Origin of the sequence: Rufibacter ruber, from assembly GCF_014138425.1 — a bacterium.
In the GTDB taxonomy this organism is placed as follows: domain Bacteria; phylum Bacteroidota; class Bacteroidia; order Cytophagales; family Hymenobacteraceae; genus Nibribacter; species Nibribacter ruber_C.
Window position 1 is genome coordinate 66,250 of sequence record NZ_JACJIQ010000015.1, and the last position, 26,470, is coordinate 92,719.

The following is a 26,470-nucleotide window of genomic DNA, read 5'->3' on the forward strand; positions in this document are numbered from 1 at the left end:
AAAAAATAGCTCCTTACTGAAATTCATCTGCCAAAAAAGAAAGCCGTTCTCCATACAGGAGGAACGGCTTTCTGGGCAAGCGTCAAATCTTAGTTTTTGACTTTCTTTTTTGTAGTCTCAGTCTTGATCTTCACCTTGTCTTTCTCCACTTTAGATTTTCCGTCTGGAGTGATGATTTTCGTTTCTGAGGGGGTTGACTTATATTTTACTGAGTCAGTCTTTAGTTTTTCGACTTTCTTTTTTTTTTCATCTCACCATAAGAAGACTCCACTTTCACTTTGTCATCTTTTACTTTGACTTCACCTTCTGCAGATTCAGCAGCGGCAGAACCGGCAGAGACATTCGTGCTGGTGGAGTTCATGGTAGAAGTACCTTCAGGGCTGGAGGCCCCACCGGAAGTGGCTCTGCCTTCCATTTCCAGATAAGCAGTGAATTGCTTAGGGGTTAGCACCTCTGCAAACTGCTCGTCCAGCTGATCGTTTACCTCTTTAATCTTGGCATCACGCATCTGGGTATCATTGGAGTACATGCGCTCTATTTCACTGTATCTATCTAACCTGGCCTGATTAAGGGCCTTCAGTTTAATATATTGTCCTTCATTCAGCTCCAGGTTATTGTACATCTGCCGTGTCATATCTGTCGCGCTCATAGAAAGCACAGCACGGGTGGTAGCGGCAGTACCAGCAAGATTGGTTTGGGCTTGGGCAGTATAAACGGCACCAATAAAGAAGGCGGATAGTAAGAACTTTTTCATGATGTTTTGACGCTTTAGTTGTTTATGACTTCCAGTTGGTTATTTGCTTCTGGTTTACATCTCCTTTAACGTCACCAAAATGTTATAGTTATATGAAATTTTATATTTTATAATTGCACTACAAAAACAATTGTGTTTGCACTATATTTAAAACATCAATATTCAATACGTCTATATATAGTCTATAATATATTATTTTTCTATCTAAAACAGGTTATTATTACTCTCAAACCGATTTTTACTCTCAGAGCAAAATATTCCATATTGTAGTTTAACAGCCGTCTCAGATAAAACAAATTAAGGAATTAAATTTTTTTCATAACTAAAATACAATTATTATCTAAAGGGGATACAATAAAAAAAGCCGACCCTTAGTAGAGAGTCGGCTTGAGAGGCGCTGGCTGAGCAGGCCGCAGCTTAAATATCAGTTAGTTTATGGTCTGGTTTTTTAAAGAACTGCATAGCCAGGTACGCAACAAAGGCACCAATGGCACAACCAAAGATGACCCAGGTAGTGGCTACAATCCAGATGGCTGGCTCGTCTCCGTAGAGGTCATCTGCCATGTATGGGTAAGAATAGGCCATGTCAAAGAGGTAGTCTCCAAGCACCTGGGCAGTAGAATAGAGTACTGAGGAGACTAACCCTACCATGAACCCCACCCCAATGCCTTCCAGGTAGTTAATCCTTCCGTTTTTCAGCTGCTTGTGCCGTTTTATGCCCAGACAGACTCCCACCACTAAAATCACCCCTGTTAAGAAGTGCAGGGAGGTCACATTTGCTAATCCTGTTACTATCAGCAGGAGGTGGTACACTATGGCTACTATTCCAGTAATCACTCCATAATAAGTACCGGTTTTCTGTACCGATGTCCTACGTTGTTCCATGTCTAGTTTTATTTTGTTTTGGTCGTTTAGCTTAGAAGCGGCAAGCTTCTCCATATCAACTAAGATATGATTTATCATATACTTGTATATTTGCGAAGGTGTTGTGTTAAAAGACATTTTTTTCATTCCTGCCCAAATCCCTTTTCAACTGACTCACCGCTTTTTTTCGGCCTGAACTGTTTCAACAAATTGATTGTCTGTATATAAGGCCGCACCGCATTCAGAACGTAAAATTCACCGCATAGAGATGGTTTACAGTTCTTTTGGTAACTTCGCGGCCACAACAGCATTAGACAAATAGTAAAGCATGATCAGCACCAATAACGTCAGCCTTTCTTACGGCAAACGCACCCTCTTTGAAGATGTCACCATTAAGTTCTCCCCCGGCAACTGTTACGGCCTCATTGGCGCTAACGGCGCGGGCAAATCTACCTTCCTGAAAATCCTTTCAGGGGAGATTGACCCCAACACCGGCACGGTGGAGATTCCTTCTAAAATGCGACTGGCGGTACTAAAGCAGAACCACTATGAATATGACGAGTATCCGGTTCTGCAGACGGTGATCATGGGCCACAAGCGCCTGTATGAGATTATGCAGGAAAAGGACGCCATTTACGCCAAAGAAGATTTCTCTGAGGCAGATGGCATGCGCGCCTCTGAACTGGAAGCTGAGTTTGCCGACATGGAAGGCTGGAATGCCGAATATGAAGCGGGTGAATTGCTGAGCGGCCTGGGTATTTCCCCTGACCTGCACTACACCTTGATGAAAGACCTGGGGGGCAATGAGAAGATCAGGGTGTTGCTGGCCCAGGCCCTGTTTGGGAACCCGGATATTCTGCTGCTGGATGAGCCTACCAACCACTTAGACGCTGAGTCTATCATGTGGCTGGAAAACTTCCTTGACAATTTTCAGAACACCGTGATTGTGGTGTCCCACGACCGCCACTTCCTGGATGCTGTTTGTACCCACGTGGCAGATATTGACTATGGCAAGATCCAGTTATTTGCGGGTAACTACTCTTTCTGGTATGAGTCAAGCCAACTGGCCACCAAGCAACGCACAGACGCTAACAAAAAGACTGAAGACAAACGCAAGGAGCTCCAGGCATTCATTGCCCGCTTTAGCGCCAACGCGTCTAAATCAAAACAAGCTACCTCCCGCGCCAAATTATTGGAGAAACTGACCCTGGAAGACATCAAACCTTCCAGCCGCCGCTACCCTTACATCCAGTTCAAGCAGGAACGTGAGGCAGGGAACCAGATTCTGCAGGTAGAGGGCTTAAGCAAGAGCAATGATGAAGGGGTGATCTTCAAAGACATTTCGTTCATGGTTGACAAGAATGACAAAATAGCGGTCATTAGCCGCAATGACCTGGCCGCCTCTACTTTCTTTAAAGTAGTCATGGGCGAGGCTCAGGCAGACCAGGGGGAATACAAATGGGGAACCACCATCACCACCGCTTACTTCCCTAAAGACAACGGCGAGTTCTTCCAGACAGATATGAACCTGGTAGACTGGCTGCGTCAATTCTCTGTAGAGAAAGATGAAAGCTTTATCAGAGGGTTCCTGGGCAGAATGCTGTTCTCAGGAGAGGAGTCCCTTAAAAAAGCCAGCGTGTTATCTGGAGGCGAAAAAGTGCGCTGCATGCTATCCAGAATGATGCTGCAAAGCGGCAACATGCTGATTCTGGATGAACCTACCAACCACTTAGACCTGGAGTCTATCACAGCCTTGAACAACGGCTTGAAAGAGTACCAAGGCTCACTCCTCTTCAGCTCCCATGACTTGCAGTTTGTAGACACCATAGCCAACCGCATCATTGAGTTGACCCCTAGCGGCATCATTGACAAGCGCATGAGCTATGACGAGTACCTGACCAATGAAGACATCAAGCAGTTAAGGGCCAAGATGTACAAAGAGAAAACACTGGCCTAAGCCGGGGCGTTTCCGGGCTGTTTTTCTGAAAACAGCTCTAAAACAAAAAAAAGGGCGCTACTGCTGTAGCGCCCTTTTTGTTTATCTGAAGCACGGGTTACCCCCTGATCAATCTTAATAGTACGGCAATGATGGCAATCACCAGCAGCACGTGAATAATGCCGCCCACGGTGTCTCCAAATCCCAGGAACCCAATGAGCCACAGAATCACCAGCACCACTGCTATGATATACAACAAGTTTCCCATAGTATTTTCATTTTACTGCTTACGCAGATGGAACATACTTTTCAGAAAATAGCGTTACGCCCTCCTGATCAGACGCAGCAACACCGCAATTACGGCAATGACTAATAATACGTGAATGATACCGCCTACTTGGTCACCAAAGCCCAAGAAGCCGATCAACCAGATAATTACCAATACTACTGCGATAATATACAATAGATTTCCCATAGTTTTAGTTGTGTTAGGTTTTAGTTTCACTCCCCCCATTTTGAAGGGAGCTTTAATGAATTTTTAGCTTGTACGCAACTGTATTGCAAAAGATTTATATAGGGTATATCAAATTTCTTTACAAGCAAAATTTCATCCCCGGCTCCCCGGGGAAAAGCCACAACCTTAGCACGTTGCCATGCCGTTTAAAAGTTTTAGTTTTGTAGCACACACACCACTAAACACATGACTATGAAGATAGCCGTAATAGGATCAGGCACCATGGGAAATGGCATTGCGCACGTTTTTGCCCAGAACGGGTTTGAGGTTGCCCTGATAGATGTTTCGCAGGAGGCGCTCACCAAGGCGGTCACCACCATTGGTAAAAACCTGGACCGGATGATCACCAAAGGAACCGTTACAGAAGACGAGAAAGCCCAGACGCTGCAGCGCATTACCTCTTACACCGCCTTGCAGCAGGGAGTGCAGGAGGCAGATCTGGTCATAGAGGCTGCCACTGAAAATGTGGAGATTAAAATGGACCTGTTCCGTCAGCTGGAAGAATTCACTAAACCGGGCTGCATTCTTGCCAGCAACACCTCCTCTATCTCCATCACCAAGATTGCCTCTGTCACCAAGCGCCCAGACAAGGTGATAGGCATGCACTTTATGAACCCGGTGCCGGTTATGAAACTGGTAGAAGTGATCAGGGGCTACTCCACCAGTAACGAAGTAACAGAACAAATCATTGACCTCTCCAAACAGCTGGGTAAAATTCCGGCAGAGGCAAATGACTATCCTGGGTTTGTGGCCAACCGTATCTTAATGCCTATGATCAATGAAGCCATCTACACCCTCTTTGAAGGAGTGGCCGGGGTGGAGGAAATTGACACCATCATGAAACTGGGCATGGCGCACCCCATGGGCCCGCTGCAGCTGGCCGACTTCATTGGCCTGGATGTTTGCCTATCTATTCTGCGGGTCCTGCATGATGGTTTCGGGCAGCCAAAATATGCCCCTTGCCCACTGCTGGTGAACATGGTGCAGGCCGGACACAAAGGAGTGAAAACCGGGCAAGGGTTCTACTCCTACACCCACGGCACCAAAGACCTGGTGGTGGCAGATACTTTTAAAAAATAAGCAGTAATGGAAGTTTCTGTTTTAGGCCTGTTTTTCAGAAAACAGACCCAAAACAGAAAGCACCATTTCTTATTTGCAGTTTATACAGCTACTGGAAATAAAGATTTCTCAAACATAAGGGGCCAGCTTTTTTGCTGGCCCCTTATGTTTGAGTGCGGTATGGAAGCTAGCACCTACATGACTCAGTCAGGTATAGGGTTCTGCACAGGTAGAAGTTCCCTCTGTTTTTGGCCTGTTTTCCTGAAAGCAGGCCAAAAACAGAGAAGATATTCAAACCTTCTATTGCTGAGACAGCCTCATAAAAATTAGCCTATACTGCTACCTCGTTTTCCCGGAGGGCATCATTCAAAGACGTTTTCAAGTCTGTGCTTTCTTTGCGAAGGCCAATAATCAGCGCACAGGGCACCTGATAAGAACCTGCTGGGAACTCTTTGGTATAGGAGCCCGGGATCACCACAGACCTGGGCGGAACGTAGCCTTTGTATTCTTTGGGCTCTGCGCCAGTCACGTCAATGATCTTAGTGCTGCCGGTGATGCAGACATTGGCACCAATGACCGCCTCTTTCCCAATGTGGCAACCTTCCACCAGAATGCTTCTGGAACCAATAAAAGCGCCGTCTTCCACAATCACCGGGGCAGCCTGCACCGGCTCCAGAACACCGCCTAGGCCCACGCCACCGCTCAGGTGCACGTGCTTGCCCACCTGCGCGCAGGAACCAACGGTGGCCCAGGTGTCTACCATGGTCCCTTCGTCTACGTACGCTCCAATATTGGTGTAAGAGGGCATCAGGATAACACCCTTAGACAGGTAGGAACCGTATCTTGCCAGCGCATGCGGCACCACGCGCACCCCCTGTTCGGCAAAGTTCTTCTTCAGCGGAATCTTGTCATGGAACTCAAAGGGACCGGCTTCAATGGTCTCCATCTGCTGAATGGGGAAGTACATGAGCACCGCTTTTTTAACCCACTCGTTCACTTGCCATTTCTCACCGCCGGTTGGTTCGGCCACCCTGATCTCGCCTTTGTCCAGCATATGGATCACACATCTGATGGCTTCCTGCGTAGCAGACTGCTGTAACTGCGCCCGGTCATCCCAAGCGGCTTCTATGGTTGCGCGTAAGTCGTTCATTGGTCTTTTTAAAAGAATAAGAGCACAAATTTATTAATTTACCCCCTATGTTCCGAAAGCGAATTTTACTGGCCTCTCTTTTGAAGCCGGTTTCTGATACCCGCATGTATGGCAAAATAGGAAAAAGCCTGGCAAAAATGGCGGGGACAGAGATACATGTGGCTGGTTTCGTCAGTAAAAACTTTAACCCAACTGAGCCCGGCATTCAGGTTCACCCGGTATTTAATTTCAGCCGGTTATCCTGGCAGCGCGTGGCGGCGCAGTTCACCTACTGGCGTTTGCTGAAAAACATTAAACCGCAGCTGGTCATTGTGGGCACCCACGAGCTTCTTCTGCCTAGCTGGTGGTATTGCCGCCTGCATTCCTGCAAGCTGGTCTATGACGTGCGTGAAAACTACTACGTGAACCTGACCACCCAGGGCGTGTATCCCGTTGCCGGAAAACTGCTAGGGCTGCTGGTGCGGGCCATTGAGAAAGTCACCGCCCCTGCGGTCCATCATTTTCTGTTGGCCGAGGCGTCTTATGCCCATGAGCTCCCTTTTATTGGTACCAGCTACACGGTGCTGCAAAACAAATACCAGCCGCTCCCCCTTCAAGTGCAGGTGGGGCGCAAAACATCCGTTCACCTGGCTGCGGCCTCTCCCCTGCGGTTGCTATTTTCTGGCACCATCTCCCAACTGTACGGCGTGCTGGAGGCGGTACGGTTTGTAGAGCAACTGCGCCACTATGTGCCAGACGCGCAGCTGACCATCATTGGCTACTGCGCTGACCAGACCTTTTTAGGGGAGCTGAAAAAAAAGATTTCCCCGTTGCCCTTTGTACAGTTGATAGGCGGGGAGGCGCTGGTGCCGCACGCCCAGATTCTGGAGGAGGAAAAGCGGCACCATGTTGGGCTGCTTCCGTACCACCCCCACCCCAGCACCTTCCACTGCGTACCCACCAAGCTCTTTGAGTACCTGGGCAATGGCTTGGTCACCGTGGCACAATACAACCCGCACTGGAACCAGATGATAGAGGCGGCTGATGCCGGGTTCGGATATGATTTTTCAAAATCAGTAACCAGGCAGACGGTGCAGCTTCTGTTAGAAAAAACGTTCTACCAAAATGGCCTTCCGGCGCAGGTGTTTTGGGCCAATGAAGAGCCCAGGCTGGAGCGGCTCATGCGGCAACTCCTTTAAGAACAACCCCAAAATTAAGTTTTAGACACACCTAAACAAATATTTTAACTTTTCGTACATTAGCGCAACTATGACAAAGCAACTTAGAAACTCACGCATTGCGGGACTGGGCCATTATGTGCCGGAGAAGGTAGTGAAGAACGCTGATCTGGAGAAAATAATGGACACCTCAGATGCCTGGATTGTTGAACGTACCGGAATCCATGAGCGGCGGTACTTTGAGCCAGGGAAAGACACCACCGCCAACATGGCCGCCAATGCCGCCAGAAAAGCCCTGGAGAAAGCAGGTTTAGAAGCCAAAGACCTGGATATGATTGTATTTGCCACCCTCAGCCCAGACTACTTTTTCCCGGGGTCAGGGGTGTTGTTGCAGCGCGAGCTGGGTATTTCAGACATTCCCTGCTTTGATGTGCGCAACCAGTGCTCTGGGTTCATCTACGCCCTCTCTTTAGCCGACCAGTTCATTAAAACCAGCATGTATGACAATGTGCTGGTGGTGGGTTCTGAAATCCACTCGTCCGGGCTGGATTTCAGTGACCGCGGCAGAGCCGTGTCTGTTATTTTTGGAGACGGGGCCGGAGCCGCTGTCCTTACCCCTTCTGACAGCCTGGAGAAAGGAATCCTCTCTACCCATTTACATGCCCAGGGCGAATTTGCCGAGGAATTAATGACCATAGGGCCGTCCAGCAACGAGCGGGAGCGCATAACGCACCAGATGATTGATGACGGCACCATCTTCCCTATTATGAACGGCAGCACTGTGTTCAAACACGCCGTAACGCGTTTCCCTGAAGTGATCAACGAGGCCCTGAACCAGAATGGCTATACCGCCGCTGATTTAAACCTGGTTGTGCCCCACCAGGCCAACTTGCGCATCACCCAGTTCATTCAGCAGAAGATGCAGCTGCCAGATAATAAAATCTTCAGCAACATTCAGAAGTACGGCAACACCACGGCCGCCTCAGTGCCTATTGCCTTCTCAGAGGCCTTTGAAGAAGGATATGTGAAGGAGGGGGATCTTATCTGCCTGGCCGCCTTTGGCAGTGGGTTCACCTGGGCTTCTGCCTTGATCCGCTGGTAGTACAAACGTCATGCACAGTACCGCAGAAGAAAATTACATCAAAGCTATCTATAAACTGTCTGCTGGCGGCTCCTCGGCCGTCAGCACCAACGGTTTATCTGAAGTGCTGGAAACCAAACCCGCCTCAGTGAGTGACATGCTCCGCAAGCTCAGCGCCAAAGACCTGGTGCATTATGAGAAATACCGCGGGGTCTTGCTCACTGAAGAGGGAAAACGGGTGGCGCTGAAGATAATTCGCAAGCACCGTCTCTGGGAAACTTTTCTGGTACAGAAGCTCCATTTCTCCTGGGATGAGGTGCACGAGGTGGCTGAACAGATGGAGCATGTGAAATCTGAGCTGCTCACCCAGCGGCTGGACGAGTTTCTGGGGCACCCGCGCGTTGATCCGCACGGCGACCCTATCCCCACTGAGAACGGGGAGCTGCGGCAGGTGCAGCAAAGGGCCCTCGCCTCGCTGGAGGTGCAGCAGGAAGGGGTGGTTAGCCGCGTGAAAGACTCCCAGCCAAGCTTCCTGCAGTACCTTAACCGGGTAGGAATCCAGATAGGCTCCCATCTTCAAGTGCTGGACAAGATTGCGTATGACAACTCCCTTGAGATACAAATAGATAAGAACAAGTCAGTGATTCTTTCCTCAGATGTACTGGAGAAGATTTTCGTCATCTATCCGTGAAGTGCGTTTTAGACCTGTTTTTATGAAATCAGCCCCAAAACGGAAACGGTTCCTTGGGTGGTGGGTGGTAGGGCTGCTGCTGTCTGTTGCGGTTTCCTGCACCCCAGAGAACCCGGTGAGCGAAGAAGCCCGCCGGCATGGCAAACTCTACATAGTCACCACCACCGGAATCTTGCGGGATGCCGTGGCCCACGTGGCGGGTGACCGTGCCGAAGTGGAGGCGTTGATGGGCCCGGGGGTTGACCCTCACCTGTACAAAGCCGCCCTGGGTGATTTGCAGAAACTGCGGCAAGCCGATATCATCATTTACAACGGGCTGCACCTGGAGGGGAAAATGGGTGAGGTGCTGGAGAAGCTGGCCAGACAAAAGAACGTCTGGGCTGCTACAGATGCCTTGCCTGAGAAAAGCCTCCGCAAAACCCCGGCGTTTGCAGACAGCCATGACCCGCACGTCTGGTTTGATGTGCAGCTCTGGAGCCAGCTGGTAGAAGGGCTTGCCCAGAAACTGAAACGCTTTGACGCGGCCCACGCTCAGACCTACCAGACCAACGCCCAGCAGTACCGGCTCCAGCTAGACAGCCTGCACCGCTGGACCAAAAATAAGATTTCCTCCATTCCGGCGCAGCAGCGCATTTTGATCACCGCCCATGACGCCTTCGGGTATTTTGGCCGGGCCTACGGGATAGATGTGCGGGGGCTCCAGGGAATCTCCACCGTCTCAGAATTCGGCTTGCAGGATGTCTCCGGGCTGGTCAATTTTATTGTGAACAGAAAGGTGAAAGCCGTATTTGTGGAGACCTCCATTTCCCAAAAAGCCATTGAGGCGGTATTAGAGGGTGCCCGGCAGAAAGGTCACAAGGTAAAGCTGGGCGGGTCGCTGTATTCAGATGCCCTTGGGGAGGCGGGTGGTCCCGCCGGAAGTTACGTGGGCATGGTGCAGACCAATGTAAAAACAGTGGTTACCGCCTTAAAGTAAAATACGGGCTAACGGGTAGACAAAAGAAAATTTCTGTTTTCGGCCTGTTTTTCAGAAAACAGGCCGAAAACAGAAGACTAGTTCAAGAATTTCAGGAAGTGAATAGAGCCAAGCAAGTATGATTCAGCATGTAGACAACCCGGTGTTGGAAGTGCACGACCTGACGGTAAGTTACCAGCGCAAGCCTGTGCTGTGGGACGTGGACCTCACCTTGCCCCCCAAAGCCCTGGTGGGGATCATTGGGCCTAACGGCGCGGGCAAGTCTACCCTTATTAAAGCGGTCATGGGGCTGCTTCCGCTGAACAGCGGCTACGTGCAGCTGTTTGGGCAGGGGCTGGACCAGGTCAGGAAAAAAGTAAGCTACGTGCCGCAGCGCGAATCTGTGGACTGGGATTTCCCGGCCTCTGCGCTTGATGTGGCACTCATGGGAACGTATGGGCAGTTAGGTTTATTTAAACGCCCCACCGCCCTCCACCGCCAGCAGGCCATGGAAGCACTTGAGAAGGTAGGCATGCAGGACTTTGCCAACCGGCAAATATCCCAGCTCTCAGGCGGGCAGCAGCAGCGGGTTTTCCTGGCCCGGGCCCTGGCGCAGAACGCAGATCTGTACCTCATGGATGAACCCTTTGCGGGCGTAGACATCGCCACAGAAACCGCCATCATTGAGCTTCTGCGGCAGATGCGCGAAGCGGGCAAAACGGTAGTGGTGGTACACCATGACCTGCAGTCTGCCCAGGATTATTTTGACTGGATCATCCTGCTCAACATGCGTCTGATCGCCTCCGGCCCCACCGCTGAGACACTCACCCCTGCCCTGCTGGAAAAAACCTATGGCGGGCGGCTCACTGAGCTAAGCCGGGTAAGTGAACTGCTCCACAAGAAGAACTTCCCCATCCGGGAAACCAAACCGGCCAAGAAATGAATGCCTTGTGGGAATTCCTGAGCATGAGTGATGCCAACGTGCGCTACGTAACGCTGGGCTCTGTTTTACTGGCGGCCAGTTCTGCCGTGGTGGGCTGTTTTACGGTACTGAGAAAAAGAGCGCTGGTGGGTGACGCCGTGGCCCATGCCGTGCTGCCCGGCGTCTGCCTGGCATTTTTGTTAAGCGGTGAGAAAAACCCGCTGCTGCTGCTCCTGGGCTCCTTTGTCACCGGCTGGCTGTCTCTCATCGCCATTGACACCATCACCTCTAAGAGCCGCATTAAAGAAGACACGGCCATTGGGCTGGTGCTGTCAGTGTTCTTTGGGGTGGGTATTCTGTTTCTCACGGCTATCCAGCACTCCGGCAACGAGAACCAGAGCGGGTTAGACAAATTCCTGTTCGGCAGTGCCGCGGCGTTGGTGGGCCAGGACCTGATCACGTTTGGCGCCGTGGCTACGCTCCTGCTCCTGAGTGTGCTGCTGCTGTACAAAGAATTCAAACTGGTTAGTTTTGACATGGCGTACGCCCGCACCATTGGCCTGCCCGTGCGGGCCCTGGAACTGGTATTGACCACCCTCACCGTTTTGGCGGTGGTAGTGGGTATCCAGTCGGTGGGGGTGGTGCTCATGTCTGCCATGCTGATCACGCCCGCCGCCGCCGCCCGCTTCTGGACAGACCGCCTGGGGGGCATGGTCACCATTGCCGCCCTCATGAGTGCCGTGTGCGGGGCCGCCGGGGCCTTTGTCTCCTTCACCGCCCCGGCCATGCCCACCGGCCCCTGGATTGTCATGATCCTTTCGCTGCTGGCCATCCTCTCCTTTCTGCTGGCCCCGCGGCGGGGTCTTGTGGCGCGGCTTTTGTTGCAACGGCGTGTGCGTAGGCAAATGATGCGGGAGAACATCTTGAAAACGCTTTTCCTGCTGGGCGAATCAAAGAACGAACAAGGCCTCAGCTATACCAGAAAACAGATCAGTGAACGCAGAAAAATGCCCTTGCTCACCATGCAGGAGAGCCTGCGCGTACTGCGCAGCAAGGGGCTGGTCACCCACGGCTCTTCCGGCTGGTCTCTGACAGAGGCGGGCATGAAGGAGGCGCAGCGGGTGGTGCGCCTGCACCGGCTTTGGGAGCTATACTTAACTGAATACCTGCAGGTGGCCTCAGACCATGTGCATGAAGACGCTGAATCTATTGAACACGTACTTACCCCAGAGCTGGAGAAACGGCTGGAAGAACTTCTAAACTACCCTACCGCAGATCCGCACCAAACCGTTATACCCCAACAACCATGAACTTAGACGCCTTCTGGATCATCCTGACCGGCTCTCTGGTCGCAGTCTGCTGCAGCCTGCTGGGCTGCTTCTTAATACTGAGGCGCATGGCCATGGTGGGAGACGCCATCTCCCATGCCGTACTGCCGGGCATTGTACTGGCGTTCCTGTTCAGCGGCACCCGCGAAGTCTGGTCCATGCTGCTGGGTGCGGCGGCGCTGGGGGTGGCGTGTACCTTTCTTATTGAATTCTTCCATAAGAAAGCCAGGGTATCGGCAGATGCCTCTATTGGCGTCACCTTTACCTGGTTGTTTGCGTTGGGCATTATCCTGATCTCAGTCTATGCCGGCCAGGTAGACCTGGACCAGGACTGCGTGCTGTACGGCGAGATCGCCTACGTGCCCCTGGACACCTGGATCACCGCCGCCGGGCTGCACCTGGGGCCGCGCACCGTTTGGATGATGGGCGGTGTTTTAGCCCTCATTCTCCTTTTCATCCTGGTATTCTACAAGCAGCTGTACCTGACTTCTTTTGACCCGGCTTTTGCTACTGCCATTGGGCTCTCCACCACCCTCTGGTACTACCTGCTCATGGGGGCTGTGTCTCTGACCACTGTGGCTGCGTTTGAATCTGTGGGGGCCATTCTGGTGGTGGCGCTGATGGTGGGGCCGCCAGCCACCGCCTATCTGCTCACAGACAACCTCAAGGTGATGCTGGGGCTATCTTCCGCCTGCGGAATTGTAGCGGCTGCCCTGGGGTATTACCTGGCGCTGTGGCTGAACGGATCTGTGGCAGGAGCCATATCCGTCATCATAGGACTTCAGTTTTCTCTGGCGTTTGTTCTTTCCCCCACCCACGGTCTGGTTTCCAGACGCCGAAAGGTGCACCCCTCCCCCGCCGTTGTTCCTTCTTGAGAGTACCTTTCAAATCTGAAGGCGGGCTATTTCAGGAAGACAGCACCTCAGTTCGGGAAAAGACAACAATAGAAATGCTCTTTTTACGTCTTTAACGTTAGGTAGCTTCTTGAACAGGAACTGTTTTGGAGCTACTTTTTGTAAAACAGAGGAAAACCAGCCAACCCATGTACCTTCTGCTCTTTATCCTGACCTTTATCCCCTTCAAAGACCAGCCGCCTCTGCCAAAAGAGGCTTCTGGTCCCGCTTCTGTTGCCGCCCCTAAGGCAAAAGTAGAATGGCTCACGCTGCCAGAAGCCCTGGAACGGAGCAAGAAACACCCAAAGAAGATCCTGATAGACGTTTATACTGACTGGTGCGGCTGGTGCAAAAAGATGGATAAACAGGTGTATGCAGACCCGGCCGTGGCCAATAAGCTCGCGCAGGATTATTACGTGGTCAAGCTCAATGCAGAGCAGCGGCAACCCATTACCGTGAACGGCACCACCTACCAGTACCTTGAAAAGTACAAAGCCCATGAACTGGCGCTGTCGTTGCTGCAAGGGCAGATGAGTTACCCTTGTACCGTGGTTTTAAATGAGAAGCTACAGGTAATGCAACGGGTGCCGGGCTTTGTTCCGGCCAAGGACTTTCTGCGGGTGCTGGCGTAATTCTCAGGCAAATAGCCTGTCTTTTGATTCATCTTAATAGCCGCTGCGCAAGAAGCCGCCCCAGTATTCTGGAGCAGTTTTCTACATTCTTCTGTTTTTAGGCTATTTTTGTAAAAACAGGCCAAAAACGGCTTTTGATCTCTTAGAACCTGCTGAACTTGATACCCTCTACCCTTTCTAATGATACCATTGTGGCACTGGCCACCGCCTCAGGCCACGGCGCCATTGCCGTAATACGGCTTTCCGGGCCAGACGCCATCCCGCTGGTAGACGCGGTTTTCAAAGGCAAGAACCTGGCCCACCAGCCTTCCCATACCCTGCATTTCGGTACAATACGGGAGGGTGACCAGATTCTGGACGAGGTAGTGGTTTCCCTGTTCAAAGGCCCTGCGTCTTACACCAAAGAAGATGTGGTAGAGGTTTCCTGCCACGGTTCGCCTTTCATCACAGAGCAGTTGATCAAACTGTTTCTTAAAAAAGGGGCCCGCCTGGCCTTGCCCGGTGAATTCACCAAAAGGGCTTTCTTAAACGGCCAGTTTGATCTGGCCCAGGCCGAAGCGGTGGCCGACCTCATTGCCTCAGACTCGGCCCTCACCCACCAGATTGCCATGAAGCAGATGCGGGGTGGCTTTTCAGCCGAAATCAAAGCACTGCGGGCCCAGTTGATTCACTTTGCCTCCATGATTGAGCTGGAGCTGGACTTTAGCGAGGAAGATGTAGAGTTTGCAGACCGGGCGGGCTTACGGAGACTGATCACCACGCTCCAAAAGCTGATCTCAGACCTGCTGCAATCGTTTGAGATGGGCAACGTGCTCAAACATGGGGTAGCCACGGTGATTGCCGGTAAACCCAATGCCGGTAAGTCAACCCTGCTGAACGCCCTGCTGAACGAGGAAAAAGCCATTGTCTCAGACATACCGGGAACCACCCGTGATGTGATTGAAGATGAGGCCACCCTGGGCGGCATAAGGTTCCGGTTCATTGACACCGCCGGCCTGCGGGAAACCTTAGACACCGTGGAAGCCATTGGGGTAGCCCGAACCAAGGAGCAGCTCCAAAAGGCGGCGGTGGTGCTGTATCTGTTTGATGTGACCTCCACTTCTCCCGCCCAGCTGCAAGAGGAGCTGCAGCAGTTGCAGCTTCCAGGGGTGCCACACCTGCTCCTGGCCAACAAGAAGGATTTAGCCACCCCCCAGCAGTTGGAAAGCTTTGAACACCTGGAGAACCTGGTCTTTCTTTCCGCGGGGCAGAAAGAGGGGCTGGAAGAATTGCAGCAGGCGTTGCTGGCGCTGGTACATGCCAATGAGGCGCTGACCGGTGACCGCACTATTGTGACCAACCTCCGGCACTTTCAGGGACTGCAAAAAACCGACGAGGCACTGCAGGAAGTTCTGCAGGGGCTGGATAACGGCCTCACCGGTGATTGGCTGGCTTCTGATATCAGAAGATCCCTCTACTACTTAGGCGAAATCACCGGCGAAATCACCACAGATGATTTGCTGGACAACATCTTTACCAAATTCTGCATAGGAAAATAAATCCTGGGGTTGAGGCTAATAGGCATTTCTATGACTGCAGTGGTACAGCTAGTAGCATCAGAAAGTGTAAACGGTAGATCAATGAAAGATACCTTCCTGTCTCTGGCACAAGCATGGGTAGTGCCGCCGTTTTGGGGCTACTTTTCTGAAAACAGGGCAAAAACAGAAAGTTATAATTTAACGAACAAGCAGACGCGTGCGCCAGAGAAAGTCTGCTAAACATTTCTCCCTGGCTAGAGAAGTGCTGGTTTATTTCTAAATAAACCCAGTAAATCCTCTTGTTCAGGCAGGACCAGGACTGTACTTCTGCTCCCCAGACTTCTTCAGCCATACCGGGAACCATAAGACGGACCAGCTTTTACCACACACTGCTCTCAATGGCGGCAGAGCTTCTATTCTTTAGGGATTCTGATATAAAACGTGGTACCTTTTCCCTCTTTGCTGTCAAACCAGATGGTGCCCCTATGCCATTCCACCAGGGTTTTACAGATAGACATGCCCAGGCCAATGCTCTCCTCTCCCAGTAAGCCGGGTCTTCTGGCATCGGTAAATTTCTCAAAGAGGGTAGAATGGTATTTCTGGGGAATACCTACGCCGGTATCCTCTACTTTTACCAGAACAGTAGTTTCCTCATCTTCCAGGAAAACGGTAATGGTTCCCCCTTCGGGAGTGAACTTGATGGCATTAGAGAGAAGGTTGGTAAGGACCTGCAGGAATTTCAGATCATCTACCATGGCAAAAATCTCATCTTTGCTGCTCACGAAACTCACTTTCTTGCTCAGGAAGGTCCCCTTCTCCCCCCCATATTCTTCTATGGCTTCTTTCAATTTCTCCACCAGATTCACCCTTCTGGTGATCAACTCTGTTTTTTCAGATTCCAGAAACTCCTGGCTCATGAACTCCCTGATGAGGGCGGCCCCCTTTCGGCTATTCTGTTCAATGAGTCTGATGATCTCCAGGGCTTGTGCTTTCCCCTCTGGCGGAAAAGTCTGCTCTAACATTTGAGCAAGGCTGTGAATGATGCCTAAAGGGCCAGATAGGTCATGGGAGAGTATATTCAGGATGGTGTCCTTCTTGTTTGAGAATTTTTTAAGGTGGTCGTTGTATTCCCGCACGGCGGTTATGTCTTCGGCCCGGCCTATTATCACCTTGTCCCCCTCTGCCCGGGCAAGGAGGGAAAGCTGCAGACACACCCATTGCTCCTCCTGTTCTGGGAGCTGCACTCTCAGCTCCAATTGGTGCACCCTTCCTTTATCCAGCAACAAGCGCAGACTTTGCCGCACATACTCCTGGTCTTCCGGATGTACCAAAGACAGCAGGCCCTGCGGGTTCACAAGAACGTTTGCCCCCTGATAAGTTTCTATAAAAGACGGACTTTGATAGATGAAGCTTTCCTGGGAAACACTATAGGCAAAAAAAGCCTGTCCGGTTTTTTCTAAGAGCTGCTGGTAAAAATCAGAAGGATACGGTTCCAGTGACATGGGTGTAAGATAGTCTCCTATGTTAAACATAAAGTATAGTACCGTTTTTATATAACAAAGGTTGAATAATAAAGGAGAGCCTGCTCTGAAAGGGGTGCAGAAACGAATGTGCAAGTACTGGTTTTTAGCAGCTCTGGCGGCTTTCTGCCATGGGGGTGTTTCTGTTTATGGCGTACATTTCTGAAATCAGGCCCAAACCAAGGCTAACGGTTCTCACCCGGCAAAGTGCCATTCACAGAACCTGCGTTCACCCTCTCCAGGCTGCGCAGCATAGAACCGCATATGCAGAACTTTTTCCTGACACGCTTTCCCAGTAAAATGTGAATTTACGCATGCTCTACCTCAGGAAAGGTCTGGACTTATTTGAAGGAGCTTCCGGTAAAAGACAGGCCATGCACTACTCCCCGGTATAGCATTCTGGGGCAGAGGGAGCGCATGAGCAGCTGCTCAGTGGTGGGGTCATAATTCTGGAATCCGTTTTGCCAGTAGTTGATCCCGTGGTGATCATAGGGGTTGTGCTCGCAGGTTAGGTTCCCCTTTTCATGTACGCAGAGCAACCCCCAGTGCAGGGGCAGTTCGCGTTCTGTTACTACACCTGCCGGGGCACAGATAAACCGGAACTTCCCAATCTCCCGTGCCGGGTCCTGGTATCCGAAGCGCTGCATCTCGTGTTGAAACGCCTCTTTTGTCAGTACCACCTCCACATAGACGCTTTTCCCGAAGGAAGCCACCCCAAAGACAAACGGCCCGCCGACAGGTGCCGGAACGGGCGTATTTCCTTTCATTGAAAATCCACAACCGGCCTGCTTCAAAACCCATTCCTGAGCAAGGTGTAGTAAATCTTCTTCTGTCATTTGGCTATTTCCTCTTCAGGATTCCTGTACGGTTCTGGAGGCAAAGGTAATTAAAACCGCTGTGGGAGAAGGCACCTAACTTGCTTTATTCTGCCTGAAGGAGCAGGTTGTTGCTGTACAAAGGCAAAAAAGCGTACCAGACGACTGCCGGCACTACCTCTTGCTGTAAGGGGAACCAAGCCGGTTGGCTGATTCTAAAACCACTCCATTTGCCAACCCGCCCTTGCCGCAGCTCCCATTCCTGGCGGAGAACGGGAGTAGATAAAAGCTGTTTTCGGCCTGTTTTTCTGAAAACAGGCCGAAAACAGCTATTTTAAAAGCAGGCAACAGGGGGGCAAACCAAAATCTCACGCTACCTCCAGACTCTAAAGAGCCAAATGCAACCTACCCGTTCTCCTGTAGCAGATAAGATAGGGCAGAGATTTTCTAAGCTGATTCTAACCGGATTACCACCCCTTCATCTCCGGACAGGTCTATTTTATCCTGCACCGGTTGGCCATCCCGCTCCGGTAGGGTTGCCACCTCTATCCTTCCCTTGAAACTGAAGTCTTTGGGTTTGAAATAGCAGGTGCGGTGGCTCAGGTTCAGCACCACCAGAAAACGGCTGTCTGCGTCTTCCCTTACAAAGGCCATCATCTGCCGGTCTGCGAAAACAGGTGTGTAGCTGCCCACGTTGAGGGCCGGCTCCTGCTGCCTGAGCTGAATTAATTTTCTGTAAAGGGTGAGCATTGAATAAGGATCGTGCTCCTGCGCCTCCACATTCACCCGCCTGTAATCTGAGGCAAGCCGCAACCAAGGGTGGGCAGAAGAAAAGCCGGCGTGCTCCTGACCGTTCCATTGCATGGGCGTGCGGGCGGGGTCACGGCTCAGGTTCAGGTCAGGCATGTTCAGCCCCTGCGGGTCCCGTACCTCCTCCGCCGGAATGGGCACATCGCGCATGCCAATCTCCTCTCCGTAGTAAATGGTGGGGGTTCCCCTTAACGTAAGCAGAAGCATGGCCGCCACCCGCGCCTGCGAGTAGCCCACCCTGCTGGCAATTCTGGGCTGGTCATGGTTGCCCAAGACCCAATTGGGCCAGCCGCCCTCGGGCAGAGACCCTTCGTACTGGTCAATAACCGTGGCAATCTGCTGCGCCTCCCACGGCAGCACCAGCAGCTGAAAGTTAAACGGCAAATGCACCCCCGTGTGGTTCACCCCATAATAAGAGACCAGCCGGTTCAGGGGCAAGTAAATCTCACCTATCAGTACCCGGTCCTCGTACTGGTCTGTCACCTGCCGCATCATGGCCACTATCTCATGCACTGCCGGCTGGTCAGTAGAATACACGGGCAGCAGCTGGTCATAGTTGTTCATGTGCGGCTGGTAGTCAGGGTTCACCGGGTTGTTCCGGAACTGGTCATCTTTCACCATATGGAAGATCACATCTACCCTGAAACCGTCAATCCCTTTATCCAGCCAGAAGCACATCACCTCCATCATGGCGTTCTGCACCTCGGGGTTGCGCCAGTTCAAATCTGGTTGCTCTTTCAAAAAGCCGTGGTAATAGTACTGCTGGGTGTGTTCATCCCACTCCCAGGCGCTGCCGCCAAACATGCTCAACCAGTTATTGGGCTCAGCGCCGTCTGGGTGGGCGTCTTTCCAGATGTACCAGTCCCGCTTGGGGTTGTCCCGTGATGATTTTGACTCCTGAAACCACGCATGCTGGTCTGAGGTGTGGTTGGGTACCAGGTCCAGCAACAGTTTCATATCCCGCCGGTGCACCTCGGTCAGTAACTGGTCAAAGTCGTCCATACTCCCAAAGAGCGGGTGAATGGCTCTATAGTCAGAGATGTCATAGCCAAAATCTGCCATGGGCGATGGAAAAATAGGGGAAATCCAGATGGCTGTCATCCCCAGGTCCTTCAAATAATCCAGCCGGGAGATGATGCCCTGCAGATCTCCCACGCCGTCTGCGTTGCTGTCTTGAAACGATCTGGGGTAAATCTGGTAGATGATGCCGTCTTGCCACCAATGGTAATGCTGGGTTGCTGCTGCCATGTTCAATAAAGTAGTTGTCAATGATTCGCCTTCGTGGTTCAAACAGGTACACTGGCAGCGTTGCCAGTTGCTGCTCCTGCCTGCCCCTTTACCTCCGGGCGCCTAAATTGGGCACCTAAGTTGAAGGAAAAGGCAAACGTTTGAAGACAGTGTTTCTTTTTGTTTTATCTGGAGTACGTAAAAAAATACGCATCAGAATAAATACTGATCTCCGGCAACTGCCAGAAAGTGGCAGAGCCGGGCTTACCACCAGTCTCTGTTTTTGGCTTATTTTATGAAAAACAGTCCAAAAACAGCCCGTTTCTGCGTATAGAAAGAGAAGGAGCTTTATCACAAGAAAAAAATTGAAATGGCAGAGGTAGTAGTCAGTGCCGCGCAACCCAATGGCTTGGTAGCACAAATACAGATGGGAGTTCACCAGTTTACCATAGATGAATCTGACGTACAGAAACAGGGGGCGCCCGTGCCGGGACCCAATGACTATATTCTCAGCGCCCTGGGGGCGTGTACGGTGGTGACCCTCCAAATGTACGCCCAGCGCAAAAACTGGCCGCTGGAAAAGGCGGAGGTGCGGCTGTCACAGATGGTGCTGGAGGCCACCTCTCCCCTCACCGTAAACCAGCCCCACCCCAAGCGCATGCTCATCACCAAACGGCTGAAACTGACCGGGCCGCTTACCCCTGAGCAGATTAAACGCCTGGAAGAAATTTCTTCCCGCTGCCCGGTGCAAAAGACGCTGGAGGCCGGTGTGGTGGTGCAAACCTTCCTTGATGAAACCCTGCCCACGTAAGCCCTTTCCCGGCTGTGAAACAACCATCTGCTCCCCCGTGAGTAAAAGTAATAGAAAGAATAAACGAAAGGCTATGCAGATCTTAAAGTTCAAAACCGACATCAGCGGCCAGGAGGCTATTGACAAAGTAACCCCGCTGCTCAACCAGAAAGAGAACATCAGCAAATGGGACATTGACCCCAACTCAGATGATAATATTCTCAGCATCTCAGGAGAGAAAATTGACCCGCAGCAGATAGAGAACCTGGTACAGGAGGCAGGGTACAAAGCCGAACCCGTGCGTATTGTAGGTACAAGCGGCGAAGGTTTGTAAGCCTGCCTCTTAAGAAAACACCGTTTCTGTTTTCGGCCTGCTTTTAGAAAAACAGGCCGAAAACAGAAACGGGGGGAAGGTGTGCCGAGACCTAAAGGGAGCCGGTAAATTCTTCCTTTGGGATGCTACGTGCGGTTCAACTCATCTAAACTGTTGTTCCTGGGTTTGGGGGGTGTTCACCAGGTAATTGTGCGCGGTTATAAACTGTTGAGGGTGCTGCGGCTGGTTCCCTATCAAGGTGGCGGTGTTGAAATCTTCCCATCGTTTGTTCTGGTTAAAGTACACCATGTCCCCAATGCTGTGGCGGCCATTCAGGGTGAAGTCAGTTCCTAGCCTTAGGTTGGGTGGCCCCAGGTTTTTGCTTTTCCCGTAGGCCTCCTGGTCATAGTAGGTGGTTTGCTGCCCGTCATAAAACACGCGTGGAAAGGTTCCGTCAAGGTTGTACGCGCGTTTCAGGTGCTCCAGGCTCTGGAAAGAATTCCACTTGCCCGCTTTGTAGTTCACGTTGCCGACTACCGTCCCCCCCCCATTGTTTAAAGTTATAAGTACCCGTCCCGAAGACGCTTCCGTTCACGCCCCGCAATTCATTCTTCCTGAGGTTGATGTTCAGAATGCCAGATGCCCCCTCGGCATCAATTTGGCACTGGGGCTGGTGATGATCTCTATGTTCCTGATGTTTTCCGCAGACATGCTCTGCAGCAGATTTCTGAGATCACTGGCTAAGAGGTAGGTGAGTTTTCCGTCCAGCATGACCGTGACACCGCTTCTCCCGTTCAGCTGGATATTGCCATCCTGGTCTACAAACACCCCCGGCGATTTTGTCAGCACATCAAAGACGGTTCTCCCGGCGGCCAGCGCTGTTCCCTCAATACTCACCACCAGTTTGTCGGCCTCCTGGGAAATAATGGGCCTCAGCGCCGTCACCGTGACTTCCTTTAGGTTTGTGGCCGTCTGCCGAAGCGTCACCGTTCCCAACCTGGCCTCTGGTTGCGCCTCAGACAGCAAAACCGGTAAGTTGCCCCTGATCATGTACCCAAAAAACTGAAAACTAAGGTGTACTGGCCCAAGGCAATTTTCTGAAAAAAGAACTGGCCCTGGGTATTGGTCAGGGTGCCACCCACGGCAGCGGAAGAACCTTTTGCAACCAAGGCCACCGTGGCATATTCTATGGGTTTCCCCGAAAGGGAGTCTACCAGTGCGCCCGAAATGGTTCCCGGTGCAGCAACGGCAGCCGGGGCCTGGGGAGTGACTTGCGCAGCTCCACTACCCGGCAAGCAGAGGCAAAGGCATAGCAGTCCCAGCAAAAAGAGGGCTCTTTTTTTCATAGCAAGTAGATTGGAAAGTACGTCTGTGGTGGGTGGTAGTGGTAATCAACCTAAGAGACATGGGAAATTTGGCACCGTTGCATCTGTTTTCCTCTTTTTGCCAGAGATCATGCTATAATCCTGTTTTTGCAGAGGTTGATCAGACTAATGCCAGCTTATGCTTACGTGCAGACCTACGGGGCATCTGTTTTTTATGGAGACAGAACTACCGCCTCTTCTCGTTTCCTGCCAAGTGCTATTAAAGTTACCAAGGGCAAAATAATGCTGAACAGGCTTCTTCCGGGACCCGTCTTCCCCGGAAAATCAAAGATTTATCAACTTCTGTTGCCTTTCATTCAAGAGCGGCTGAAAGAAAGGAGCAGTTTTCTTTCAGGTGGTATGAAATGGTTTGCCTACTTTTGCAGCATGTTTGCAAATGAAGTACGGCTAGGAAACATTGTGCTGGAATCTGGGAAACCCGTGATGCTAGACGCCCCCCGCCTTATTGCCCTTCTCAGTGGCAATGATACTTCCTTTGCGCCCGTTCCCCTTTCACTTGCCTGGATTGCCGGGGCCAGCTACAATGAGCTGGAGAATGAATACATGTTTCCGGAGCTCAGCCAATGGGCCTTAGACCTGGAATATAAAGAGATTGTTTTCAACGGGGGGTTCATTGCCACCAGTGCCCCGGTGGCGTATGTGCATCAACTCCAGAACTTCTTCTTTGCCATGACGGGTCAGGAGTTGGAATTGCCGCTGGAGCACATTCAACAGGGCTAACGTTCTGTTTTTGGCCTATTTTTCTGAAAACAGCCCCAAAACAGAAAGCCGGCACAGGAGCTACATCAAAGACATGGACTGCTGCACGCCTTTTTCCTGAGGAAGAAGCGAAGCAGGCAAGTTCACCGCAAATACTGATCCCTTGCCCTGGGTGCTGCTGATGGAGAGACCTCCGCCGCTCTGCCTGAGTAAATCATCACAGATCATCAACCCGAATCCACTGCCCGTTTCACGGGCTGTGCCCACGGTGGTGAAGTACATCTTCTGCTTTATCTTCTGGAGGTTCTCCTCGCTAATACCTACCCCCTGGTCTTTTATGGCAATGGTGACCCCGTCAACGGCTTTAGAAGTGATGGTTACCTCCCCTCCCTGTTTGGTGAATTTAATGGCATTAGACAGCAAGTTCCTGAAAACCACTTTCAGCATCTCCGGATCCCCCAGCACCGAAAGGTCCTCCTGCACCTGGTTCCTGACCACCACAGATTTAGCGGCCAAGGCTTCTTCATGGTCTATGACAACGTCTTGCAAAAGCGATGACAAGGCCACCTCCCGCACTTGCACCTGCGCCCCTTCCAGCTGGCTTTTAATCCATACCAGAAGATTTTCCAGCAGGTCTGAAGACCGTACGTACTGTTTCTCCAGCTCCTCCAGCTTGGGCGCGTACTGCTCCTGCGTCACCATGCCGCTGTTGATGATGTGCAGCAGACCCTTGGTGTTGTTCAACGGCTTGCGCAGATCATGCGAAAGAATAGAGAACAGTTTGTTCTTCAACTCGTTGGCTTGTTCCAGCCTTAGGTTTTGTTTAGAGATGGCCTTGTTTAACTGGTCTAGTGCCACAGAACTTTTCTGGATTACCTGGTTCTTCACGGCTAACTCCTTCCCTATAGAGCGCGCCCTTTTAAAGTTACGGTACCAGAAGTAGGCAATTGCCAGCAACACCACTGAAGCCACCAGAGACACCTGAAGGATAAGATGGGTCACCTCTGCCTTTTGGGCGGCCAGTAAGGTTTGTTTTTCAAAAGCCGCCTGTTTTTCCTGCTTCTCTTTGAGCAGGTCCAGCATGTTGATGGCTTCGGTTCGCTCGGTCTCATAGAGTTCTGCCTGTTTCCGCACCAGACTGTCTTGCCAGGCAATGACGTGTTGCAGGTGGTTGCGTGACTGGTTAATGGAAGCCAGTCGCTCCAGCGCCTCTATCTCCAACTGGGTGGCTTTGATTTCCCGGGCGTACCGGAGCGATGCCAGGGCCAGGTTTTCGGCTTCGGCATTCTTCCCCTCCTCACTGGCAATCACTGCCAGGTGCCCCGTAGCCAGGGAGAGGCCGTAACTGTCATGTTTCTCCTGGTCCATGACCAGGGCGTGGCCCATGTAGTTTCTTGCTTTAGCAAGCTCGCCGGTGGCTTTGTACAGAAGCCCCAGGTGAAAATACGCCTTCTTCAGGCCATAGGTGTACCGACTGGCTTTGCTTTCCGCCAGGGCCTCTTGCAGGTATTTTTCTGCTTCTGAGTATCTGCCCCGGTCAAGCAATACCAACGCCAGGTTGTTTTTAATGTTAATGACATCCTTCCCTTGTTTCAGGGCCATAAACTGCCCCAAGGCCTCTTTGTAAAGTACTTCAGCCTCTGGCAAACGGTCGGCGTCTCTATAGGCATTGGCAATCTGGTGGTTGGCACGCGCAATGTTAAAGGTGTCTTTGAGCTGTTTGCTGATTTCAACCGATTGAAAAAACAAATACAAGGCGCGCTTGGCGTAGCCTTTCTGCTGGTAAATCCCTCCCTCATAGAGGTAATTGATTGCTTCTCCTTTCCGGTACTGGTGCTGAAGGGAAAGGGTAAGGGCTTTGTGGAGAAGGCCCAGGGCGGCCGATACATCCTGACGCTTTACTTCAAATGCTTCTTCATTCAGGGAGTCAATTTTAGCGGCCAACGCCGGATCAATTACTTTGATTTTATCTGGTCCAGAGACAGCACCAGACGCGAAAGGTTTGCCCAAAATCAGACACACCAAAGCAAGAACCACCGCAAGAGGCCGTATTTTGATTTTTTTAGATAATTTAAATATGCGCCAGAGCATTGCCAATAGCTAAAACAGGTAACAATCCCCTGCCATTACAAAGATAATCAAAAAAGAAACAGATTGTTGTATGTACAATCTTGAGTCTAGCAAATTGTTTTATAATTGAATTTTACCCATTTTATTCATTTACAAACCAAGGTGTTTCTAGTAATAAACAAGCGGTGGTACGGCTATGTTTAGGATTGAGGATGTTTATGACCGCCTTCCAGCCCAGTGATAGGTTTTTGTTCAGGTTTTCGTGGGGGCGAACATGATAAAGTATCTGAGTGAAGGACAGACAAATCACGGGAGGCGTTCACTTTTTACGGGACGCAAACAGCGTACTTTTACTTTTGCTTCCCGCTCACAAGCATCAGCGCCAGAAACTAAATTGACTCTTACCAGTGTTTGAAACCCCAGTGGTGAAAATCAGAATGTCTTCATCAGACCCCTCTTACTCTGGTCACCTCCTTTCCCTCATTCAAAACGTCACATTTTCTCTGCAGGTTTTATTGGCTCAAGGTGGTTTCGTTCATTCCCTGTGCTGCGTTTGCTTTTAAGTCTTCCTAAATAGCTTACTTTTACATCAGCTCCTGAGCGGGTTTCAATAGGGTTTCTTTGAGCCGAAAAGTGCCTTATGGCTGCTTTCTTTCCCTCCTGGCAACACCTTGCCCAGCGGAGCGCATAGTTTGTTTAATGGCAGTGGCTACTGGTCATGCTGCTGCTTTCTAACCTCTTACCTGATACCATGGCCGACCATAAAGACAAAGATTCTATCCTACACCTGTACAACCAGATCCTTCCTAAACTGGCAGAGCGCATTTACCAGAACCTGACAGAGGTATTCCCGCTGTTTGATGATTTCCGGCTAGAGAAGATGGCAGACACCTGGACGAAGGACAAAACGAACCCCACTGACAAAGAAATCAGCCTGGAGAACGGAAACGTGGCGCAGATAGGGCTCCGGCTGCAGTTGCTGGGCTTTCACCGGGCAGGGGCCGATGCTTTTGATTTGGCAAAAGACCTCCTCTTCAAACTGGAACACACCTCCTATACCGTAGGCCCCTCCCCAGATAAAACATGGCTGGAGAAATTATATTTTGAACCGTGGTCGTCAGCAGAGCTTACTGACATAGCCTCCAGATGGAGCGAAGAGGTGGTAGATGACCTTACGCAGCAGCTCCAGCAACAGGGATAAGTGACTTTCTTAAAAAGGACTTCAAACTTCCGACTCTGGAGGCAAAACGTAGCAACAGCAGGCATTTCTCTTTGGGAAGTGCTTCTGTCCTGCTCTCCAGTTTTCATTTCAGGTTGTATCAGGGGTTGGTTTAACTTCCTGTTTTGGGGCTGTTTTTGCAAAACCAGCCCCAAAACAGGAAGCCTTT

At 51.1% G+C, this 26,470-nt stretch carries 28 protein-coding genes; 16 read left to right on the forward strand and 12 right to left on the reverse strand.

Annotation, left to right across the window (positions count from 1 at the left end):
• Window positions 1–220 precede the first annotated feature (220 nt).
• Both FHS90_RS16400 and FHS90_RS16405 read right to left on the reverse strand, forming a co-directional pair.
• The gene (locus FHS90_RS16400; RefSeq protein WP_182513852.1) at window positions 221–754 is read right to left on the reverse strand and encodes a DUF4890 domain-containing protein; all 534 of its coding nucleotides are present in this window, start codon (window positions 752–754) and stop codon (window positions 221–223) included.
• 417 nt (window positions 755–1,171) lie between these two features.
• On the reverse strand, window positions 1,172–1,639 hold the full coding sequence (locus tag FHS90_RS16405) for a DUF4199 domain-containing protein (protein ID WP_182513853.1): 468 nt from the start codon (window positions 1,637–1,639) through the stop codon (window positions 1,172–1,174).
• Between the two features lie 307 nt (window positions 1,640–1,946).
• Here FHS90_RS16405 and FHS90_RS16410 point away from each other — a divergent pair, with 307 nt between their 5' ends.
• The gene (locus FHS90_RS16410) at window positions 1,947–3,575 is read left to right on the forward strand and encodes an ABC-F family ATP-binding cassette domain-containing protein (protein ID WP_066831285.1); all 1,629 of its coding nucleotides are present in this window, start codon (window positions 1,947–1,949) and stop codon (window positions 3,573–3,575) included.
• Between the two features lie 97 nt (window positions 3,576–3,672).
• Here FHS90_RS16410 and FHS90_RS16415 read toward each other — a convergent pair whose 3' ends face one another.
• Both FHS90_RS16415 and FHS90_RS16420 read right to left on the reverse strand, forming a co-directional pair.
• On the reverse strand, window positions 3,673–3,822 hold the full coding sequence (locus FHS90_RS16415; RefSeq protein ID WP_153042582.1) for a lmo0937 family membrane protein: 150 nt from the start codon (window positions 3,820–3,822) through the stop codon (window positions 3,673–3,675).
• 54 nt (window positions 3,823–3,876) lie between these two features.
• A complete protein-coding gene (locus tag FHS90_RS16420) occupies window positions 3,877–4,029 on the reverse strand; it encodes a lmo0937 family membrane protein (protein WP_123127185.1) in 153 nt (50 codons plus the stop codon).
• Window positions 4,030–4,260: 231 nt separating this feature from the next.
• Here FHS90_RS16420 and FHS90_RS16425 point away from each other — a divergent pair, with 231 nt between their 5' ends.
• Window positions 4,261–5,148, forward strand: a complete 888-nt coding sequence (locus tag FHS90_RS16425) for a 3-hydroxyacyl-CoA dehydrogenase family protein (protein ID WP_182513916.1) — start codon at window positions 4,261–4,263, stop codon at window positions 5,146–5,148.
• Window positions 5,149–5,458: 310 nt separating this feature from the next.
• On the opposite strand, the gene FHS90_RS16430 is transcribed toward FHS90_RS16425, so the two are convergent.
• Complete coding sequence (locus FHS90_RS16430; RefSeq protein ID WP_182513854.1) at window positions 5,459–6,277, reverse strand: 2,3,4,5-tetrahydropyridine-2,6-dicarboxylate N-succinyltransferase; 819 nt, start codon at window positions 6,275–6,277, stop codon at window positions 5,459–5,461.
• 47 nt (window positions 6,278–6,324) lie between these two features.
• On the opposite strand from FHS90_RS16430, the gene FHS90_RS16435 reads away from it, so the two are divergent.
• The 10 genes from FHS90_RS16435 to FHS90_RS16480 all read left to right on the forward strand — a co-directional run bounded on the left by FHS90_RS16435 (window position 6,325) and on the right by FHS90_RS16480 (window position 15,693).
• Window positions 6,325–7,455 carry a glycosyltransferase family protein gene (locus FHS90_RS16435; protein ID WP_182513855.1) on the forward strand — a complete coding sequence of 377 codons (1,131 nt, stop codon included), beginning with the start codon at window positions 6,325–6,327 and terminating at the stop codon, window positions 7,453–7,455.
• A gap of 70 nt (window positions 7,456–7,525) precedes the next feature.
• On the forward strand, window positions 7,526–8,536 hold the full coding sequence (locus FHS90_RS16440; protein ID WP_182513856.1) for a 3-oxoacyl-ACP synthase III family protein: 1,011 nt from the start codon (window positions 7,526–7,528) through the stop codon (window positions 8,534–8,536).
• 10 nt (window positions 8,537–8,546) lie between these two features.
• Window positions 8,547–9,206, forward strand: coding sequence for a metal-dependent transcriptional regulator (locus tag FHS90_RS16445; RefSeq protein WP_182513857.1), 660 nt, complete (start codon window positions 8,547–8,549; stop codon window positions 9,204–9,206).
• Between the two features lie 22 nt (window positions 9,207–9,228).
• Complete coding sequence (locus FHS90_RS16450; protein ID WP_182513858.1) at window positions 9,229–10,182, forward strand: metal ABC transporter solute-binding protein, Zn/Mn family; 954 nt, start codon at window positions 9,229–9,231, stop codon at window positions 10,180–10,182.
• Window positions 10,183–10,300: 118 nt separating this feature from the next.
• Window positions 10,301–11,104 (forward strand): metal ABC transporter ATP-binding protein, encoded by an 804-nt coding sequence (locus FHS90_RS16455; protein WP_066836522.1) that lies wholly within the window; start codon window positions 10,301–10,303, stop codon window positions 11,102–11,104.
• The gene (locus FHS90_RS16460) at window positions 11,101–12,393 is read left to right on the forward strand and encodes a metal ABC transporter permease (protein ID WP_182513859.1); all 1,293 of its coding nucleotides are present in this window, start codon (window positions 11,101–11,103) and stop codon (window positions 12,391–12,393) included. The genes FHS90_RS16455 and FHS90_RS16460 overlap by 4 nt, the downstream gene beginning before the upstream one ends.
• Entirely contained in the window at window positions 12,390–13,286 is an 897-nt protein-coding gene (locus FHS90_RS16465; protein ID WP_182513860.1) for a metal ABC transporter permease, read from the forward strand. Before FHS90_RS16460 ends, FHS90_RS16465 begins: the two co-directional genes overlap by 4 nt.
• Window positions 13,287–13,453: 167 nt before the next feature.
• Window positions 13,454–13,936, forward strand: coding sequence for a thioredoxin family protein (locus FHS90_RS16470; protein WP_182513861.1), 483 nt, complete (start codon window positions 13,454–13,456; stop codon window positions 13,934–13,936).
• A 158-nt stretch (window positions 13,937–14,094) separates the two neighbouring features.
• Entirely contained in the window at window positions 14,095–15,474 is a 1,380-nt protein-coding gene (gene mnmE / locus FHS90_RS16475; protein ID WP_220483095.1) for a tRNA uridine-5-carboxymethylaminomethyl(34) synthesis GTPase MnmE, read from the forward strand.
• An 81-nt stretch (window positions 15,475–15,555) separates the two neighbouring features.
• Entirely contained in the window at window positions 15,556–15,693 is a 138-nt protein-coding gene (locus FHS90_RS16480; protein ID WP_182513862.1) for a hypothetical protein, read from the forward strand.
• 173 nt (window positions 15,694–15,866) lie between these two features.
• Here the strand turns inward: FHS90_RS16480 and FHS90_RS16485 are convergent, their stop codons facing one another.
• The 3 genes from FHS90_RS16485 to FHS90_RS16495 form a co-directional block, all read right to left on the reverse strand.
• Window positions 15,867–16,985, reverse strand: a complete 1,119-nt coding sequence (locus tag FHS90_RS16485) for a PAS domain-containing sensor histidine kinase (protein WP_182513863.1) — start codon at window positions 16,983–16,985, stop codon at window positions 15,867–15,869.
• Window positions 16,986–17,314: 329 nt separating this feature from the next.
• Window positions 17,315–17,740 carry a hypothetical protein gene (locus FHS90_RS16490; protein WP_182513864.1) on the reverse strand — a complete coding sequence of 142 codons (426 nt, stop codon included), beginning with the start codon at window positions 17,738–17,740 and terminating at the stop codon, window positions 17,315–17,317.
• Between the two features lie 495 nt (window positions 17,741–18,235).
• Window positions 18,236–19,846, reverse strand: a complete 1,611-nt coding sequence (locus FHS90_RS16495; protein ID WP_182513865.1) for an alpha-amylase family glycosyl hydrolase — start codon at window positions 19,844–19,846, stop codon at window positions 18,236–18,238.
• Window positions 19,847–20,195: 349 nt separating this feature from the next.
• Here FHS90_RS16495 and FHS90_RS16500 point away from each other — a divergent pair, with 349 nt between their 5' ends.
• Entirely contained in the window at window positions 20,196–20,636 is a 441-nt protein-coding gene (locus FHS90_RS16500; RefSeq protein ID WP_066836537.1) for an OsmC family protein, read from the forward strand.
• Between the two features lie 73 nt (window positions 20,637–20,709).
• Window positions 20,710–20,949, forward strand: coding sequence for a copper chaperone (locus FHS90_RS16505; RefSeq protein ID WP_182513866.1), 240 nt, complete (start codon window positions 20,710–20,712; stop codon window positions 20,947–20,949).
• 141 nt (window positions 20,950–21,090) lie between these two features.
• Here FHS90_RS16505 and FHS90_RS16510 read toward each other — a convergent pair whose 3' ends face one another.
• The 3 genes from FHS90_RS16510 to FHS90_RS22885 all read right to left on the reverse strand — a co-directional run bounded on the left by FHS90_RS16510 (window position 21,091) and on the right by FHS90_RS22885 (window position 22,274).
• Window positions 21,091–21,453 (reverse strand): hypothetical protein, encoded by a 363-nt coding sequence (locus FHS90_RS16510; protein ID WP_182513867.1) that lies wholly within the window; start codon window positions 21,451–21,453, stop codon window positions 21,091–21,093.
• Window positions 21,454–21,555: 102 nt separating this feature from the next.
• Complete coding sequence (locus tag FHS90_RS16515; RefSeq protein ID WP_182513868.1) at window positions 21,556–21,978, reverse strand: TonB-dependent receptor plug domain-containing protein; 423 nt, start codon at window positions 21,976–21,978, stop codon at window positions 21,556–21,558.
• Window positions 21,975–22,274, reverse strand: coding sequence for a carboxypeptidase regulatory-like domain-containing protein (locus FHS90_RS22885; RefSeq protein WP_182513869.1), 300 nt, complete (start codon window positions 22,272–22,274; stop codon window positions 21,975–21,977). Before FHS90_RS22885 ends, FHS90_RS16515 begins: the two co-directional genes overlap by 4 nt.
• A 405-nt stretch (window positions 22,275–22,679) precedes the next feature.
• Here FHS90_RS22885 and FHS90_RS16525 point away from each other — a divergent pair, with 405 nt between their 5' ends.
• The gene (locus tag FHS90_RS16525) at window positions 22,680–23,033 is read left to right on the forward strand and encodes a hypothetical protein (RefSeq protein ID WP_153042779.1); all 354 of its coding nucleotides are present in this window, start codon (window positions 22,680–22,682) and stop codon (window positions 23,031–23,033) included.
• A gap of 60 nt (window positions 23,034–23,093) precedes the next feature.
• Here the strand turns inward: FHS90_RS16525 and FHS90_RS16530 are convergent, their stop codons facing one another.
• The gene (locus FHS90_RS16530) at window positions 23,094–25,022 is read right to left on the reverse strand and encodes an ATP-binding protein (RefSeq protein ID WP_182513870.1); all 1,929 of its coding nucleotides are present in this window, start codon (window positions 25,020–25,022) and stop codon (window positions 23,094–23,096) included.
• Window positions 25,023–25,833: 811 nt separating this feature from the next.
• Between FHS90_RS16530 and FHS90_RS16535 the strand changes: the two genes are divergently transcribed.
• Window positions 25,834–26,283, forward strand: a complete 450-nt coding sequence (locus tag FHS90_RS16535; protein WP_066836592.1) for a hypothetical protein — start codon at window positions 25,834–25,836, stop codon at window positions 26,281–26,283.
• The last annotated feature ends 187 nt before the right edge of the window (window positions 26,284–26,470 follow it).

Bases quoted from the DNA above. Each gene is read 5' to 3' on its own strand.
- FHS90_RS16400 (WP_182513852.1), bottom strand. From the start codon at position 754: ATGAAAAAGTTCTTACTATCCGCCTTCTTTATTGGTGCCGTTTATACT.
- FHS90_RS16405 (WP_182513853.1), bottom strand. From the start codon at position 1,639: ATGGAACAACGTAGGACATCGGTACAGAAAACCGGTACTTATTATGGA.
- FHS90_RS16410 (WP_066831285.1), top strand. From the start codon at position 1,947: ATGATCAGCACCAATAACGTCAGCCTTTCTTACGGCAAACGCACCCTC.
- FHS90_RS16415 (WP_153042582.1), bottom strand. From the start codon at position 3,822: ATGGGAAACTTGTTGTATATCATAGCAGTGGTGCTGGTGATTCTGTGG.
- FHS90_RS16420 (WP_123127185.1), bottom strand. From the start codon at position 4,029: ATGGGAAATCTATTGTATATTATCGCAGTAGTATTGGTAATTATCTGG.
- FHS90_RS16425 (WP_182513916.1), top strand. From the start codon at position 4,261: ATGAAGATAGCCGTAATAGGATCAGGCACCATGGGAAATGGCATTGCG.
- FHS90_RS16430 (WP_182513854.1), bottom strand. From the start codon at position 6,277: ATGAACGACTTACGCGCAACCATAGAAGCCGCTTGGGATGACCGGGCG.
- FHS90_RS16435 (WP_182513855.1), top strand. From the start codon at position 6,325: ATGTTCCGAAAGCGAATTTTACTGGCCTCTCTTTTGAAGCCGGTTTCT.
- FHS90_RS16440 (WP_182513856.1), top strand. From the start codon at position 7,526: ATGACAAAGCAACTTAGAAACTCACGCATTGCGGGACTGGGCCATTAT.
- FHS90_RS16445 (WP_182513857.1), top strand. From the start codon at position 8,547: ATGCACAGTACCGCAGAAGAAAATTACATCAAAGCTATCTATAAACTG.
- FHS90_RS16450 (WP_182513858.1), top strand. From the start codon at position 9,229: ATGAAATCAGCCCCAAAACGGAAACGGTTCCTTGGGTGGTGGGTGGTA.
- FHS90_RS16455 (WP_066836522.1), top strand. From the start codon at position 10,301: ATGATTCAGCATGTAGACAACCCGGTGTTGGAAGTGCACGACCTGACG.
- FHS90_RS16460 (WP_182513859.1), top strand. From the start codon at position 11,101: ATGAATGCCTTGTGGGAATTCCTGAGCATGAGTGATGCCAACGTGCGC.
- FHS90_RS16465 (WP_182513860.1), top strand. From the start codon at position 12,390: ATGAACTTAGACGCCTTCTGGATCATCCTGACCGGCTCTCTGGTCGCA.
- FHS90_RS16470 (WP_182513861.1), top strand. From the start codon at position 13,454: ATGTACCTTCTGCTCTTTATCCTGACCTTTATCCCCTTCAAAGACCAG.
- FHS90_RS16480 (WP_182513862.1), top strand. From the start codon at position 15,556: ATGAAAGATACCTTCCTGTCTCTGGCACAAGCATGGGTAGTGCCGCCG.
- FHS90_RS16485 (WP_182513863.1), bottom strand. From the start codon at position 16,985: ATGTTTAACATAGGAGACTATCTTACACCCATGTCACTGGAACCGTAT.
- FHS90_RS16490 (WP_182513864.1), bottom strand. From the start codon at position 17,740: ATGAAAGGAAATACGCCCGTTCCGGCACCTGTCGGCGGGCCGTTTGTC.
- FHS90_RS16495 (WP_182513865.1), bottom strand. From the start codon at position 19,846: ATGGCAGCAGCAACCCAGCATTACCATTGGTGGCAAGACGGCATCATC.
- FHS90_RS16500 (WP_066836537.1), top strand. From the start codon at position 20,196: ATGGCAGAGGTAGTAGTCAGTGCCGCGCAACCCAATGGCTTGGTAGCA.
- FHS90_RS16505 (WP_182513866.1), top strand. From the start codon at position 20,710: ATGCAGATCTTAAAGTTCAAAACCGACATCAGCGGCCAGGAGGCTATT.
- FHS90_RS16515 (WP_182513868.1), bottom strand. From the start codon at position 21,978: ATGATCAGGGGCAACTTACCGGTTTTGCTGTCTGAGGCGCAACCAGAG.
- FHS90_RS22885 (WP_182513869.1), bottom strand. From the start codon at position 22,274: ATGAAAAAAAGAGCCCTCTTTTTGCTGGGACTGCTATGCCTTTGCCTC.
- FHS90_RS16525 (WP_153042779.1), top strand. From the start codon at position 22,680: ATGTTTGCAAATGAAGTACGGCTAGGAAACATTGTGCTGGAATCTGGG.
- FHS90_RS16535 (WP_066836592.1), top strand. From the start codon at position 25,834: ATGGCCGACCATAAAGACAAAGATTCTATCCTACACCTGTACAACCAG.